Origin of the sequence: Tomitella cavernea, assembly GCF_016599145.1 — a bacterium.
Taxonomy (GTDB): Bacteria; Actinomycetota; Actinomycetes; order Mycobacteriales; family Mycobacteriaceae; genus Tomitella; species Tomitella cavernae.
In genome coordinates, this window is sequence record NZ_JAENKO010000007.1 from 64,955 (window position 1) to 78,817 (window position 13,863).

15 protein-coding genes and 1 pseudogene are annotated in these 13,863 nt (G+C 68.4%); 6 read left to right on the plus strand and 10 right to left on the minus strand.

The window, feature by feature from the left end; genetic code table 11:
* The first annotated feature begins 288 nt into the window (after window positions 1-288).
* On the plus strand, window positions 289-555 hold the full coding sequence (locus JJ683_RS04705; RefSeq protein WP_200171693.1) for a hypothetical protein: 267 nt from the start codon (window positions 289-291) through the stop codon (window positions 553-555).
* A 74-nt stretch (window positions 556-629) separates the two neighbouring features.
* Here the strand turns inward: JJ683_RS04705 and JJ683_RS04710 are convergent, their stop codons facing one another.
* The 5 genes from JJ683_RS04710 to JJ683_RS18910 all read right to left on the minus strand — a co-directional run bounded on the left by JJ683_RS04710 (window position 630) and on the right by JJ683_RS18910 (window position 6,290).
* Window positions 630-2,048, minus strand: coding sequence for an NAD-dependent succinate-semialdehyde dehydrogenase (locus JJ683_RS04710; protein WP_200171695.1), 1,419 nt, complete (start codon window positions 2,046-2,048; stop codon window positions 630-632).
* Between the two features lie 170 nt (window positions 2,049-2,218).
* Window positions 2,219-2,719: a flavin reductase family protein gene (locus tag JJ683_RS04715; RefSeq protein WP_200171697.1), complete on the minus strand. Its 501-nt coding sequence runs from the start codon at window positions 2,717-2,719 to the stop codon at window positions 2,219-2,221.
* Window positions 2,720-2,745: 26 nt separating this feature from the next.
* On the minus strand, window positions 2,746-5,151 hold the full coding sequence (locus tag JJ683_RS04720) for a phosphoketolase family protein (protein ID WP_200171699.1): 2,406 nt from the start codon (window positions 5,149-5,151) through the stop codon (window positions 2,746-2,748).
* 3 nt (window positions 5,152-5,154) lie between these two features.
* A complete protein-coding gene (locus JJ683_RS04725; protein ID WP_200171701.1) occupies window positions 5,155-5,736 on the minus strand; it encodes a type 1 glutamine amidotransferase domain-containing protein in 582 nt (193 codons plus the stop codon).
* Window positions 5,733-6,290 (minus strand): hypothetical protein, encoded by a 558-nt coding sequence (locus JJ683_RS18910; RefSeq protein WP_242474409.1) that lies wholly within the window; start codon window positions 6,288-6,290, stop codon window positions 5,733-5,735. The genes JJ683_RS04725 and JJ683_RS18910 overlap by 4 nt, the downstream gene beginning before the upstream one ends.
* 250 nt (window positions 6,291-6,540) lie before the next feature.
* Between JJ683_RS18910 and JJ683_RS04735 the strand changes: the two genes are divergently transcribed.
* A complete protein-coding gene (locus JJ683_RS04735; protein WP_200171703.1) occupies window positions 6,541-6,849 on the plus strand; it encodes a hypothetical protein in 309 nt (102 codons plus the stop codon).
* A 19-nt stretch (window positions 6,850-6,868) separates the two neighbouring features.
* On the opposite strand, the gene JJ683_RS04740 is transcribed toward JJ683_RS04735, so the two are convergent.
* Complete coding sequence (locus JJ683_RS04740; protein WP_200171706.1) at window positions 6,869-7,192, minus strand: hypothetical protein; 324 nt, start codon at window positions 7,190-7,192, stop codon at window positions 6,869-6,871.
* 209 nt (window positions 7,193-7,401) lie between these two features.
* Between JJ683_RS04740 and JJ683_RS04745 the strand changes: the two genes are divergently transcribed.
* Both JJ683_RS04745 and JJ683_RS04750 read left to right on the plus strand, forming a co-directional pair.
* The gene (locus JJ683_RS04745; RefSeq protein WP_200171707.1) at window positions 7,402-7,746 is read left to right on the plus strand and encodes an RNA polymerase-binding protein RbpA; all 345 of its coding nucleotides are present in this window, start codon (window positions 7,402-7,404) and stop codon (window positions 7,744-7,746) included.
* Between the two features lie 207 nt (window positions 7,747-7,953).
* Window positions 7,954-9,024 (plus strand): iron-containing redox enzyme family protein, encoded by a 1,071-nt coding sequence (locus JJ683_RS04750; RefSeq protein ID WP_242474410.1) that lies wholly within the window; start codon window positions 7,954-7,956, stop codon window positions 9,022-9,024.
* 191 nt (window positions 9,025-9,215) lie between these two features.
* On the opposite strand, the gene JJ683_RS04755 is transcribed toward JJ683_RS04750, so the two are convergent.
* Window positions 9,216-9,479 (minus strand): CDGSH iron-sulfur domain-containing protein, encoded by a 264-nt coding sequence (locus JJ683_RS04755; protein ID WP_200171709.1) that lies wholly within the window; start codon window positions 9,477-9,479, stop codon window positions 9,216-9,218.
* A gap of 157 nt (window positions 9,480-9,636) precedes the next feature.
* Between JJ683_RS04755 and JJ683_RS04760 the strand changes: the two genes are divergently transcribed.
* On the plus strand, window positions 9,637-10,431 hold the full coding sequence (locus JJ683_RS04760) for a HemK2/MTQ2 family protein methyltransferase (protein WP_200171711.1): 795 nt from the start codon (window positions 9,637-9,639) through the stop codon (window positions 10,429-10,431).
* Window positions 10,432-10,527: 96 nt separating this feature from the next.
* Here JJ683_RS04760 and JJ683_RS04765 read toward each other — a convergent pair whose 3' ends face one another.
* From JJ683_RS04765 to JJ683_RS04775, 3 genes and pseudogenes are all read right to left on the minus strand, one after another.
* Window positions 10,528-10,713 (minus strand): hypothetical protein, encoded by a 186-nt coding sequence (locus JJ683_RS04765; RefSeq protein ID WP_200171714.1) that lies wholly within the window; start codon window positions 10,711-10,713, stop codon window positions 10,528-10,530.
* Window positions 10,714-10,788: 75 nt separating this feature from the next.
* Window positions 10,789-11,643, minus strand: a complete 855-nt coding sequence (locus JJ683_RS04770) for a Rieske (2Fe-2S) protein (RefSeq protein WP_200171716.1) — start codon at window positions 11,641-11,643, stop codon at window positions 10,789-10,791.
* Between the two features lie 77 nt (window positions 11,644-11,720).
* Window positions 11,721-11,876: pseudogene (locus JJ683_RS04775) on the minus strand (LLM class flavin-dependent oxidoreductase); the annotation flags it as partial.
* 314 nt (window positions 11,877-12,190) lie between these two features.
* Here JJ683_RS04775 and mdlC point away from each other — a divergent pair.
* Window positions 12,191-13,813, plus strand: a complete 1,623-nt coding sequence (gene mdlC, locus JJ683_RS04780) for a benzoylformate decarboxylase (protein ID WP_200171718.1) — start codon at window positions 12,191-12,193, stop codon at window positions 13,811-13,813.
* Window positions 13,814-13,863: the final 50 nt, after the last annotated feature.

The window sequence follows — 13,863 nt, forward strand, 5'->3', positions numbered from 1 at the left end:
TCCTCACTGAAGTGGTCGCAGGCGCACACTGAGAGTACCCGGGCTTGCGACTGCGAAACTGGCACTGCACGGACGATTCCGGGAGTAATCCGCAAACGCTGGCGTTCCCCGGCGGGGCGGGCCAGAATGAAGGTGGACCTGGGCGGACCGGTCTTCATCGGACGTCCACACGATGACGGCGATGAGGTTGCGATCGCATCACCGCCGCGATCGGATGGACGCCGGGAGAACCGTCCCCCGGACCGGCTGTTCGCACTGTGCTCAAGCCGAGTGGAAAGGGGCGCGATCATGGGCAGCAACTACGAGGGGCTCCTCGGATACTTCTTCTTCCTCGCCGGTCTCGCGGTCGGCGGCCTCGCTATTGTGGCGCTGGCCATGGAGAGTTTCCCGTACTTCATCGGAGCGGCCGTGATCGGTGTGGTGTGTCTGGCCGGGGGGATGGCACTGTGGCTCAACGTGTCGCATCGCGAGCATCATGACCCGCTTGAGCCGGGGATGACCCGTGCCGGGATCCGTCGGTACGAGATGCGCCGCAAAACCGGCACCTGCATGTGACCATGCTCCTGCAATGTGCGGTGGTATTGCCGCCGCACATTGCAGTCGCATGTCGTGGACGGTGCGGAATCCTTTCAGGCCGGTACTGTGCGTACCAGTTTGCGATTGACGAATTCGTACATTCCCAGCCGGGACAGTTCCCGTCCGAAGCCGGAGCGCTTGACACCACCGAACGGCAGGTCGGCCTGCGTGAGCGTAGGAGTGTTGATCCAGACCATGCCGGATTCGATGCGCCGCGCGACCTGCTGCGCCGCTTCGATGTCGGTACTGACGATCGTCGCGCCGAGGCCGTACGGCGAGTCGTTGGCCATCCGGACGGCCTCGTCGGCGTCGCCGACCTGATGGACGACCGCCACCGGCCCGAAGAGCTCTTCGGAGAACGCGCGCATGTCCGGAGTGACCCCGGTGAGCACTGTCGGCTGGACGAACGCTCTCGATCCGCCGGGCCCGCGTTCCGACTCGGGCGGGCGGCCGCCGCCGACGACGGCCCGGGCGCCCTTGTCCAGCGCATCCTGCATCTGCTCGAGCAAGTCGTCCGCAGCCTCGTCGGAGGAAAGCGGGCCGAGCGTGGTCTCCGGATCCGTCGGGTCCCCGGGCGTGTAGTCGCTGAAACGTGCCGCCAGGGCTTCGACGAAACGGTCGTGCATGGCCTCGGGGACGAAGAACCGCTTCGAGGCCACGCAGCTTTGCCCGGTGTTGAACATGCGGCCCTGCACCGCCATGTCGACTGTCGATTCCAGATCCGCGCTGTCGAGCACGATGAACGGGTCGTTGCCGCCGAGCTCGAGCATGCACTTTGTGACATGGCGGCCGGCCTGCTCGGCCACGGCCGCGCCCGCGGCGTCGCTTCCCGTCAAGGCGACCCCCTGCACGGACGGGTGTGCGATGACCCGTTCGACATCGCGCGTGCGCAGGAAAATGTTGGTGTAGACGCCCTCACCCGCGCCGGCGTCGGCGAAGATCCACTCGATCTTGAGCGCGGTCACCGGGCAGGTCGAGGTGTGCTTGAGCAGGATCGTGTTGCCGGCGACGAGGTTCGGTGCAGCCAGCCGCACCACCTGATAGAGCGGGAAGTTCCACGGTTCGATCCCGAGGAGGACGCCGAGCGGCTCGTACACCACCCGGGCGTCGCCGCCCTCCGCTATGTCGAGTTGCTCGGGTTCGAGGAATCGGGGGCCGTTGTCGCCGTAGTAGCGCAGGATGTCGGCGGATACCTGGATCTCCCAGCGGGCCTCGCCGACGAGCTTGCCCATCTCGGCGCTGATGGTGTGGGCGAGGTCGTCCGCCCGCTCACGGACCAGTTCCGCGGCGCGGGATACGACGCCGGCGCGTTCCTGTGCGCTGCGTTCCCGCCACTGTTCGAATCCGGCGTGTGCGCGGTCGATGACCGCGTCGAGCTGTTCGATCTCCAAGTACGGGAACTCGCCGAGCGTCTCGCCGGAATACGGATTGATCGAGTGGAACGGTTCCGCATCCGGTCCGGTTGCGCTCATCGGCTGGATACTCGTCGAAGTCACGATGTCTCCTCCTCACTGCGGCCGGTTCGTCACTGGGACGGCGGCTTGTCGCTGCAGGGGTGTTTTTCGACGCAGCGATCACGTCGCGAAGCGGATACCCGTGCCAGCACGCGCGCAAACGGGCAGTCGCGGAGGCCCCTGGGGCTCTACGCGGGGTGCCCGGGATCGATGCCGAGGGCGCTGTGCATCGTCAACAGCGGGGCGATGCGCTCCGCCCCTGTGGCCGAATCGGGGGTGATGACGAATCCGGTGTGGTCGCCGAACTCGGTGGCGGCGGTGATCGGGCCCGCGAACCATGCCGGGACGCCGTCGAGGATCGGCACGCCGTGGACGTCGGGCTTCCAGGCGCATCCGCGGAACTTGTCGATCTCGTCCCCGGTGTACGAGCCGAAGAGGCGCGCGAGCCGATCTTGGTCGGAACCGAGAAGGTGCACCGCGAGCCGCGAGGCGTGGCGGGCGAGCCGGTAGGTGCGATTCTTAACTGACAGGCACACCAAGAACCGTGCCGGCGCGATGGAGACCTGACATCCGAAGCCGACGAGACATCCGGCACGGTCCCCGTCGTGGCATGTCGTGACTATGAACATCGGCGAGTCCGACGCTGCGGCGATGCGCGCGAACTCGTCCGTCGGCGCGTCGGGATCCATGGGGCCTCCCGGGATCGGACAGGGCGTCAGCTGTGCGGAGGCATGCGCGTCAGCCGGGGATCGTCGACGCCGTGCCTGCGCGTGTAGGCCTTGGCGTCGGCGCGGGCGCGTGTGAACTCCTCGGCGGCCGCCGTGCCCGCATCGCCCGCGGCCGGCCCCGCGCGGTCCAGGGCGTCGAGAGCCAGGCTGTAGCGGTCCATGCCGTTGAGCATGAGCATATCGAACGGCGTGGTCGTCGTGCCTTCTTCGTGGTAGCCGTGCACGTGCAGCTGCGGGTGGCAGGAACGGCGGTAGGTGAGCCGGTGGACTGCGCCGGGATAGCCGTGGAAGGCGAAGATCACGGGGCGGTCCGGGGTGAAGGCCGCGTCGAACTGTGCATCGTCGAGGCCCCGCGGGTTCTGCCCGTGGTCCTGCAGCCGCAGCAGGTCGACGACGTTGACCACGCGCACATGCAGATGCGGCGCACGCGATGCGAGCAACCGCGCCGCTGCCACGGTCTCTTGCGTGGGGGTCTCCCCGGCGCACGCCAACACCACGTCGGGTTGCCGGCGCTGCCCGGAGCTTTCGGCCTGCCACACGCTCATGCCGCGTGCGCAGTGCTCCCTCGCGGCGTCGAGAGTGAGATAGCTCGGTGAGGGGTGCTTGCCCGCGATGATCACATTGATGCGTCCCGTGCTCGTGAGGGCGTCGTCCGCCGCCGCGAGCAGCGTGTTGGCGTCCGGCGGAAACAGCACCCGGACCAAGTCGTTCTTCTTGTTCATCACCATGTCGATGAAGCCCGGGTCCTGGTGCGAGAATCCGTTGTGGTCCTGGCGCCAGGCGTGCGAGGTGAGAAGTAGGTTGAGCGACGCCGGCGGCCGGCGCCAGGGCACGACGCGGGCGCTCTCCAGCCACTTGGCGTACTGGCCGACCATGCTGCCGGCCACCTGCGCGAAGGCCTCGTACGTGGCCAGCATGCCGTGGCGGCCGGTGAGCAGATAGCCCTCCAGCCAGCCCTCGCACATGTGCTCGGAGAGCACCTCCATCACGCGTCCATGCGGGCCCAGATTCGCGTCCCGCATCCGGGGCTCGAGCTGGTCCTGGCTGCCGGAGCGCCACACCCGGTCGGTGGTCTCGAATACCGCCGAGAGCTTGTTGGAGTCGGCTTCGTCGGGCGAGAAGAGCCGGAAATCGTGCGGGTTGCGGGCGATCACGTCCCGCAGGTGCCGGCCCAGCGCCTCGGTCGGTGAATGTTCCGGGTACGTCGGGTGCGCCGCACTCCCCTGCCGCGGCGCGTCGACCGCCGCGGCCTGCGGGCCCGGCAGGTCGAGGTCGCGGCGCACAAGTCCGGCGTTGGCCCGGGGGTTCGCGCCCATCCGCCGGTCGCCGTCCGGCACATACCGGAGAACCGCGGGCGTGGGACGGCCCGCCGCGTCGAACAGCTCCTGCAGCCGATAGCTGCGCAGCCAGTCCTCCAGATCCGGCAGACGGTCCGGCTCTTCGCGGGAGACCGCGAGCGGCACCTGGTGCGCCCGGAAGGTCCCCTCGACCGGCGTGCCGTCGACGACGGAAGGACCGGTCCACCCCTTGGGGGTACGGAGGACGATCATCGGCCACCGGATCCGGCCGTCCGACGCTGCGCCCGCGCGTGCGGAGCCCTGGATCGCGTCGATCCTGTCGACGCACCCGTCGAGTGCGGCGGCCAGGTCGGCGTGCACCTCCTCGGGCCGGTCGCCCGCGACCTCCACCGGCTCGTACCCGTACCCGCGCAACAATGCGTGCAGATCTCCCGGAGTCATCCGGGACAGGACTGTGGGTCCGGCGATCTTGTACCCGTTCAGGTGCAGGACGGGCAGCACCGCGCCGTCCGCCACGGGGTCGAGGAAGGAGGTGCCGTGCCACGACGCCGCCAGCGGCCCGGTCTCCGCCTCGCCGTCCCCCACCACGCACACCGCCAGTGCGTCGGGCGCGTCGAATACCGCTCCGAACGCATGCGTCAGGCTGTAGCCCAGCTCGCCGCCCTCGTTGACCGAGCCCGGCACGTTCGGCGCCGCGTGGCTCGGGATGCCGCCGGGCGTGGAGAACGCGCGGAAAAGATTCAGCATGCCGGCCTCGTCGCGCGGCATCGAGGCGGCGCGCTCGCTCAGCGACCCCTCGAGGAACGTGTGGGCCAGCAGGGCCGGGCCGCCGTGGCCCGGGCCGGCTACGAAGACCACATCACGATCGCGCTCGCAGATGACGCGGTTGACGTGGCTGTAGACCAGGGTCAGCCCCGGCACGGTCCCCCAGTGGCCCACGACCCGCGGCTTGAGGTCTTCAGGCTGCAGCGGCCGCCGCAGTAGCGGATCGTCGTCCAGGTACAACTGGCCCGCGGCGAGGTAGTTCGCGGCGCGCCACTGGGCGTCGACGGCGGAGAGGTCGATCCGGCTGCCGGGCGAGTGCTCGTCCAGCATCGTTCAGCCCGTGGCCGTGGCTGCGAACGTCTGCACCATCGCGGAGCAGAATGCGGGCAGATCGTCGGGCTTGCGGCTGGAGACGAGGATGTTGGGTCCGTGATCGCAGACCACGACCTCCTGATCCGCCCACTCCGCCCCGGCATTGCGCAGGTCCGTGCGCAAGCTGGGCCAGGAGGTGATCACCCTGCCGCGCACGGCATCGGCCTCGATCAGAGTCCACGACCCGTGACAGATCACTGCCACAGGCTTGCCCGCGTCGAAGAACGCGCGGACGAATGCGACCGCGTCGGCATCGGTGCGCAGCATGTCCGGGTTCGCTACGCCGCCGGGCAGCACGAGGGCGTCGTAGTCCTCCGCGGCTGCTGCGTTCGCGACGACTTCGGCTTCGAAGGTCCCGCCTCGGTCGAGGTGATTGAACGCTTGCACCGTGCCCCTGCGGGTCGACGCGAGCGTCGGCCTGCCGCCCGTCTGTTGCACTGCACGCCAGGGGTCCGTCAGTTCGATCTGCTCGACGCCCTCCGGCGCCACCAGCATCGCGATGTTCCGTCCGTCCAGTCCGGTTGCGTCGCCGGTCACGTTCATCGGTACTCCTCACCAGGGTCGTCACGGTCCTCGATGCGCACAGACGCGGTGGGCACGTCCTCCTGTGCCGGGCGCGCGTCCAGGCCGGCAGGCTCGCTCGGCGTGGCGTACGTCTCCGCCGGCGCGGCTTTTCGGTCGTCCCTGCCCGGCTCGCCGGTCGATGCCCCCGTGCCCACTGGCGCGGGCGCATCCGCTTCCGCGATCGGGCCGTCTGCGATCTCGGGCCCGGTCGGCTCCTCGCGCTCGCGCTCGGTGGACGCCTGCTCGTCGGCGTCGGGCCGCTCGGACCACAGTCGATGCTCGAGGGTCTCGCCCTCGGCCTGTTCGCGGGCCGTCACGCCTTCGCGGTCCGCCGCGGACCAGTCTTCGGGAGGCTCGACGCCCTTCTCGAGGGGGTCAACTCCGAGACGGTCCTCATCGACGTCTTCGGCGCCGACCGCCGAGGTGAGATCGGTGTTGACCGCCGACTCCGGATCGACCTGCGTTGCGGGGCCGCCGGGAGCGCTGCCGACATCACGTCCGGCGTCGGCGTTGTCCGTTGCGTCGTCCTGCACGTCCTGCTCCTTTCACTTTCGCTCCGGCCGCACCGGGAGCGGCCGGTACTTTCAGTCAGCCCGATGCATTGCGCTGACACCCGATGCATTGCGCTGACAGAGTTCCCGCAGGCGCGCCGATCAATCATGTGTGAGTCGCATCACTGCTTCCGGTGCCGATGTGTGACGGAGACCGAACGCGGGTAGTCCCACATCCACACAAGGTCCTCTGGAAGCCGATATCGGCTTCCACGGGAAGGAGGCGGAGACGATGCGACAGAATTTTCCCGGCCTCATCGCCTGGACGTTGTTCCTCGTGGGGCTCGGCGCCGCCGGGGTGTGGCTGGTGATCCTCGGCAAGGGCGGCGGCGACGGCGTCGTCATCTCCGGTGTCATCGCGTTGGTGTGCCTGGTCGCGGCAGGCGTGACGTGGTTTGCGATCCGTCTGCTGCTGCACAACGACCCGATGAATCCCGAAGTGCTCCAGGACGAGGAGGAGGTCTATCTCAAACGGCGCCGTGACAAGCGCCGGCGCAGGGCTCAGGGCAAGGAGGGCGCGGCCGACGGCGAACCGGTTTGACGGCGCCTGCCCGCCGCCGTCAACGCAGGCGCTCCCCCTGGCGGGCAAGCGCGACGAGGTCTGCGCACATCTGTGCCAGCTCGTCACGTGGAGCGTCCTCATCGACGGCCGTTGCGACATCCTCGCAGGCGCACCGGAGCTGAAACATCCTGTCCGCTAGGGCAGCGGCGTCGGTGGCGCTAAGGATTACGGCGTCGTCGGGGACGGAGGTGCCCGCCAACGTCTGCCGCTGCTCGTACGCGCGCTGGCGGCACGATTGCCGGCAGTAACGGCGGCGTCGGCCGGTGGAGACCTCCGCGACCGGCCTGCCGCACCAGGCGCATGGCGACGGCTTGTTCTGCACGCACGGGAGCCTACCGCGCACCGATGGCGATCCCGACGGTAGTCTTGGCAGGCGAACCGTCGCCGGCGGAGTGGGCGCGCGGCGGGAACGTTTGTATGTCGTCATGCGTTGTGCATGGTGAGTGGCGGCCGCACGAGGGGGCGTTGCAGCCGCACATCGCCGCCCGTGGGCGGTATCGACCGGACTATCGACTGAATTGAGGAGCGATCATGGCAGATCGAGTTCTGCGGGGAAGCCGACTCGGCTCCGTCAGCTACGAGACGGATCGCGACCACGACCTGGCACCCCGCCGCACCGCACGGTACCGCTGCGAGAACGGCGAGGAGTTCGAGGTGCCGTTCTCGGACGACGCCGAGTTCCCCGCCACCTGGGTGGGGCGCAATGGGCTCGAGGGCAAACTGGTCGAGGGCACCACCCAGGAGGAGAAGAAGGCGAAGCCGCCGCGCACGCATTGGGACATGCTGCGCGAGCGCCGGTCGCTCGAAGAACTCGAGGTGCTGCTCAAGGAGCGCCTGGATCTGCACAAGACCCGTCGTCGGAGTTCCGTCGGTTGATTCCCGTTCGTTCCGGCTGATTACCTGTTCCAGCGGATTCGGAGCGCAGTCCGCGTGTGGCGACGCGACGATCAGGCCCTGCACCGGGCAACCCACCGGTGCAGGGCCTGTTTGGTGGCGGGGCGGATCGGGTAGCCGCCATGGGACGCGGCGGACCTGACGCTCCGGCGTTGCAATTGCGTGTCGCCGCGAGAACGGAGCCTCTGAATGCACGCCAGTATGCTGCTGCCGGACGATCCGGCGACCTCTCCCCCGCTCCCACAGGCACGCGGCGAGCTGTCCGAGTGGGCGATCGGGACGCTCCAAGGACGTTCCGCCGCCCGCGGCATGCCTGATGCGTCTGTGGCGGAGCCGCTGGAAGATGACCTTCAGACGGCTTTGCTCGTCTGTTACGAGCTGCACTACCACGGGTTCGCGGATGTCGACGCGGAGTGGGAGTGGGATCCGTCGCTGTTGGAGTTCCGAGGCCGGCTCGAACAGGCCTTCCTCGAACGGCTGCGTGCGCGCACATCGAGTGGCGTCGCTACGGGGTTCGGCAACGCCGAGCCCGCCGATGAGGGGTCTGGGTTCGCCGAAGCGGTACTGGACGACATCATCGCCGGGCAGCCCGGCGATCGCGGTCCTTCCGACCATCTCAATGCCGGTGGATCATGGGAACATATGCGCGAGTATTTCGTGCATCGTTCCATCTATCAGCTCAAAGAGGCGGACCCCTACGTGTGGGCCATCCCACGTCTACGGGGCCAGGCCAAATCGTCGCTCGCGGCGGTCGAATTCGACGAATTCGGTGCGGGCCACGGCGCCGCAGTGCATTCCAGTCTGTTCGCCGACCTGCTCGACGCCGCGGGCTTGGACCCGCGGTACCTCGCCTACGTCGGGAGTGTCCCCGCGCAGACCTTGGCAGTAGCGAATCTGGCGACGATGTTCGGCCTGCACCGTGCACTGCGTGGCGCACTTATCGGACACTTCGTCGTCACCGAAAGCTCCACGGGGCCCGGGGCGCGGAAACTGGAACAGGCGTTGACGGGGATGGCGGCGCCCGCAGCCTGCGTGCATTTCTACACGGAGCATGTCGAGGCGGACGCCGTCCATGAGCAGGTGGTGCGGCATGACATCCTGCGGCCCCTGCTGGACGCTGAGCCCGGACTGGCGGCAGACGCCGTGTTCGGGATGCGCGCGTTGGACGTGCTCGAAGCTGATTTGAGCGAGTGGCTCCTGGACCATTGGGAGAACGGCCGTAGCTCGCTGCCGGTCGGCGATCCGGTGCGCGGCACATAGGGGCCCGCACGCCCGACGCGCTGACCCGAAGCGACCCGGTGGCCAGAACGGGCAGAGCGGGCCGGATGACGCGAGCAGCGCGATGCGTGGGCCTGGCCTTGGGCGCCGATTGTGTGCGTGGCCGATGCCGCACACGACGGGACACGGTACGGGCCGGAGATGCCGCAGGACAGGCGCTCCACCTGGCCGCCCTACTTCCCCGCCCGCGGAAAGCCGCCGTTCCGTGCGACGCGGGGACGCCGAGTCCGGTGACTGGTGTCGCACAGCGGATACGTGGCGCTGCGGCGGCACATGCACACCGCGACCATGAAGCGGTCGGACCGCACCATTTCGCCCGACGGCATCGTGATCTCGAGCGGGCCTTCCACCAATAGCGGGCCGCCGGGAACCATGCGCGCGCGCCGCACTGCGGAACATTCGTGCAAGGACGTGGCCTGTGGGGATGAATCCGTCATGGGGAGCTCCTCCTCTTGCGGGCCCGTGTGCGATACCCCGGCCGGACGCAGCGTAAACCGGGTTTGGCCGGCAGCGGCGGTGGTAACCCCTGATCGCGCGTGCCCGGGACAACGCCGAACCGGGCACCGACTGACGGACACACGATCGGAGCACCGGATGGGCGGCAGGGAGATCGGCGCGGCAGCGATACCGAGGACGATGCGGATTCCGGGCGTATACCGGCCGCAAGCCGACACGGGTCTGCTGATCGAAGCTCTCGGCCGACTTCCGATTGAGCCCGGCACCAGGGTTCTCGATGTGTGCACCGGCAGCGGCGCCGTGGCATTGGCGGCGGTCGCTGCAGGATCCCGGAATGTCACGGCCGTCGACCTCTGCCGCCGGGCCGTCTGGACCGCACGATGGAATGCGCGGATCCGCGGATTCCGGTGTGTCGCCGTCCACCGGGCCGACGTCACCGATTTCCGACCCGAAGGCTGTTTCGACGTGATCGTCTGCAACCCGCCGTACGTGCCCACTCCGCCGTCCGCCCGTACCTGCGGAGCGGAGCGGGCGTGGAATGCCGGTGCGGAGGGGCGCGCGCTTCTCGATCCGCTGTGCACACGACTTCCCTCGTTGCTCACTGAGAGGGGGCGTCTGCTGATCGTGCAGTCCGAATATGCGGATATCGACAAGACCATCCGGCTGCTGGGACGGCAGCGCGCCGAGGCGCGAGTCGTGGCACGACGACGGATCCCCTTCGGCCCGATCATGTCGCTGCGCACCGGCCACCTCGACCGGATGGGGCTGCTTCCGGTGGGAGCGGACGATCGCGGGCATTACAGCGAGGAGATAGCCGTGATCGAAGCGGCGGCCCCGTTCGTCCCGGCGCCGCGTCCCGGACGAGACGCGCGGGGTGCAGGACTGGAACGACTGTCCACCGGTCGACGGGCTCCTACCTCCGGGCTCCGCTGAGACGGACGCGGGCGCGGCCGGATGCGCAGCCCGGCCGCGCCCGTGACGGACCGATGCAAGCGGGATTCCTTGCGGGGCAACGATATCCGCGTCGCATTACTGCGCGTCGTCGTCACTGTTGCCCGGGTGGAACGGACGCACATCGGGATCGTCATCCGCGGGCGGTTCGGGCTGTCGCCACTCCTCGGCATGCGCCGGTCGCGACGACCTGATCATCGGCTCCACCTCCTGCTGGAGTTCGTCATCGGCTCGTGCTCCGTGCTTGTCGCTTCCGCGTTCCATCGTCTTGTTGTCCTTCCTGTGTCCACTACCCGTGTGCGGCGGTGTCAGGTGCGTCGGTGGCGGATGCGCAGCTCCTCACCGCAAAGACCGGATCTCGACTGCGCCGTCGACGATCCGGGCGTCGAATGCCGGCTGCGGGGAGCTCGCAGGGCCGCGCACCACGGTGCCGTCGTCGAGGTGGAACACGCTCCCATGCCACGGGCAGGTGATGCATCCGGCCGTGCTCTCCCCTTCCCCCAGCGGCCCACCCATGTGGCTGCAGGTGGCGGCGATCGCGCTGACCCGGCCGCCGCGGGCCCGTGACAGAAGGATCGCCTGACCGTCGCAGTCGGCCGTCACCATTCCGTCATCCGGCAACCGGGCTTCTTCCGCCACACGTGTCCACTCGGACGGGATGTCCAGCCACGCCGTGTGATTCACGTTCATCGCCCGTGCGTAAGTGAGATGCCCGCCGAGATATCCGCCGCCGCCGACCAGGGCGAGCCCCGTCCAAGACAGGGCCTTGCCCAGTACGGTCCGGCCCCGTAAGCGCATGGCGAGCGACGAGACGAACAATATCGACGCGCTCGAATTGGCGGCGGCGTGCACGGCGCCGACGCGCGACTCCGGAATCTTGGTGTCCGCCCAGTCATTGAGCCCTGTCGCCGCGGTGGGCGCGGCCGCCACCAGTCCGGCGGCGATGAGGGTGCTGGCCGCCCGGTTGCCCTGCTTGCCCCCGACTATGTCGAACAGCATTGACATGCCCCATGCGCCGATGGGCATCGCGACCAGCATCGGATGGACGGGATGCCCCAGCCAGGTGCCGCTGAGCGCGTTTCGCACCGTCGTCGGTTGCACCGCGCGGTGCACGGCATCGGATACGGGTCTGACGAATCGATCGAGCGCGGCGAGACTCTCGATCCGTTGCATAGCATCGTGCAGTGCTGTCATCGGTGCATCCCTTCTGGTGTAGGCCTTCGATTGCATCTGCGGGACGGACATGCCGGGCGGTCAGTCGGCGTTGGTGGCCGGATGATCTCCACCGACTCGCGCACCATCTCGTGCCGCACCGATACCGAGGGCCAGCCTGCTCCCACTACGTGCTCGTTGAGGTTCTCCCCCGCTCCTATGCCCAGGGTGAAGCGGCCTTCCGAGAGAGACGCCTTCGTCGCGGCCGCCTGAGCCTCGCGCACGATCTCCGGCGGCGCAAAAGTTTCCGCCATCAGCTTGTAGCCGATCTCGATCATCGCGCCTCGCTTCTTGGACAGATGGCATTCCGGCGTGTGCACCCGGCCGCACGTCGTGGGCGGTACTGCGACGGGATTGCCCGCCCGGACGGCGGCTAAACGCCGAACGGGACGGTGCGCCATGGCACCCGGATCCGACTACGGGCTTGGGGATATCCGGTGAGTTGCAAAATTTGCTGCGCAAATCCGACCCGCTGGATACGGTCGTGCCAGATCGGGACGACGATCACATTCCAGGGGAGGATCGGAACATGGGCCAGACCATCCGTGACGTCACGTTTCAGCTGATGCGAGAACTGAACTTGACGACCATCTTCGGGAATCCGGGTTCAACGGAGGAGACCTTCCTCAAAAACTATCCTGCGGACTTCCGTTACATTCAGGCGCTGCAGGAGGCATCGGCGGTGGGGATCGCCGACGGCTACGCACAGGCGACGCGCCGGCCAGCGCTGGTCAACGTCCACACGGCCGCCGGCGTGGCGAACGCGATGAGCAACATCATGACCGCGTCGATGAACCAGACGCCGTTGATCATCACGGCGGGCAACCAGACCCGCGCAATGCTGCTCATGGAGCCCTGGCTGATGAACGTCCGGCCGGAAGAACTGCCGAGGCCCTGGGTCAAGTGGAGCTACGAGCCGGTGCGCGCCGCGGACGTCCCGGCCGCGTTCATGCGTGCATACGCCGCCGCACTGCAACCACCGGCGGGGCCGGTGTTCCTGTCGATCCCCCTGGACGACTGGGATCAGCCTGCCGCCGGATCGAATCCGATCGCCCGCACGGTCGCCACCCGCGTGGGGCCGGATCCTGTGCGCATCGCCGAGTTCGCACGGGCGCTCTCGGACGCGAAGGACCCGGCATTGATCTTCGGCGCTTCGATCGCGAGGGGCGATGGCTGGGACCAGGCGATCGCTCTTGCGGAGAAGCTCGGCGTGCACGTCTACGCGGCGCCGGCCTCGGAGCGCCCGCCGTTCCCCGAGGACCATCCGCTGTACGTCGGGGGGCTGCCGTTCGCGATCGGCCCGCTGTCGAAGAAGCTCGCCGGCCACGACGTCGCCATCGTCATCGGGGCGCCGGTGTTCCGCTATTACCCCTACGTGGCGGGCGATTACCTGCCGGACGGGCTCCGGCTGCTGCACGTCACCGAGGACCCGGCGCAGGCGGCGCGGGCCCCCGTCGGCGACAGCCTCGTCAGCGATGCGGTGCTGGCGACGGAAGCGCTCACGGAACTGATCCCGGGCCGCCCGCACCGGACGGTGGTCAAGCAGCCGCACCGCATGGCGCCGCACGGTGGGGGCGTATCCGTCCGCGAGGATTCCCGCATGGGCGCCGACGAGTTGTTCGTCACGCTATACGACGCGATGCCCGAGGACACGGTGGTGGTCGAGGAATCGCCGTCGAACCTGGGAGATTTCCACGCAGCATGGCCCATCGTCAAGCCCGATTCCTTCTACACTTTCGCCTCGGGGAGCTTGGGGTGGAACCTGCCCGCCGCGGTAGGGCTGGCGCTTGCGGAACGGGATTCGGGCCGGAACCGCCCCGTCATCGCGATTATCGGCGACGGTTCAATGCAGTACGCGGTGCAGGGCCTCCACTCCGCGGCGCAGGAGCAGCTTCCCATCATCTACGTGATCCCGCGCAACGGCGAGTACGCCATCCTCAAGTCTTTCGCGGACCTCGAGGACTCCCCCGGTGTCCCCGGCCTCGACATTCCGGGGCTGGACGTCGTAGCGCTCGCACAGGGCTACGGCTGCACGGGTGAACGTGCAGATACCGCCGAGGAGGTGCGCGCGGCCGTCGCTCGGGCACTCGACAGGCCCGGCCCCACCGTGCTGGAAGTGCCTATCGAGGCCAAAGTTCCACCGCTGCTGTGATTCCGCGACCTGCACCGCTATCGCGTGTGGTGTACCCAGGGTGCAGAGGC

Bases quoted from the DNA above. Each gene is read 5' to 3' on its own strand.
- JJ683_RS04710 (WP_200171695.1), bottom strand. From the start codon at position 2,048: ATGAGCGCAACCGGACCGGATGCGGAACCGTTCCACTCGATCAATCCG.
- JJ683_RS04725 (WP_200171701.1), bottom strand. From the start codon at position 5,736: ATGAACGTGACCGGCGACGCAACCGGACTGGACGGACGGAACATCGCG.
- JJ683_RS04760 (WP_200171711.1), top strand. From the start codon at position 9,637: ATGGGCGGCAGGGAGATCGGCGCGGCAGCGATACCGAGGACGATGCGG.
- JJ683_RS04715 (WP_200171697.1), bottom strand. From the start codon at position 2,719: ATGGATCCCGACGCGCCGACGGACGAGTTCGCGCGCATCGCCGCAGCG.
- JJ683_RS04765 (WP_200171714.1), bottom strand. From the start codon at position 10,713: ATGGAACGCGGAAGCGACAAGCACGGAGCACGAGCCGATGACGAACTC.
- JJ683_RS04770 (WP_200171716.1), bottom strand. From the start codon at position 11,643: ATGACAGCACTGCACGATGCTATGCAACGGATCGAGAGTCTCGCCGCG.
- JJ683_RS04750 (WP_242474410.1), top strand. From the start codon at position 7,954: ATGCACGCCAGTATGCTGCTGCCGGACGATCCGGCGACCTCTCCCCCG.
- JJ683_RS04755 (WP_200171709.1), bottom strand. From the start codon at position 9,479: ATGACGGATTCATCCCCACAGGCCACGTCCTTGCACGAATGTTCCGCA.
- JJ683_RS04705 (WP_200171693.1), top strand. From the start codon at position 289: ATGGGCAGCAACTACGAGGGGCTCCTCGGATACTTCTTCTTCCTCGCC.
- JJ683_RS04735 (WP_200171703.1), top strand. From the start codon at position 6,541: ATGCGACAGAATTTTCCCGGCCTCATCGCCTGGACGTTGTTCCTCGTG.
- mdlC (WP_200171718.1), top strand. From the start codon at position 12,191: ATGGGCCAGACCATCCGTGACGTCACGTTTCAGCTGATGCGAGAACTG.
- JJ683_RS04720 (WP_200171699.1), bottom strand. From the start codon at position 5,151: ATGCTGGACGAGCACTCGCCCGGCAGCCGGATCGACCTCTCCGCCGTC.
- JJ683_RS04745 (WP_200171707.1), top strand. From the start codon at position 7,402: ATGGCAGATCGAGTTCTGCGGGGAAGCCGACTCGGCTCCGTCAGCTAC.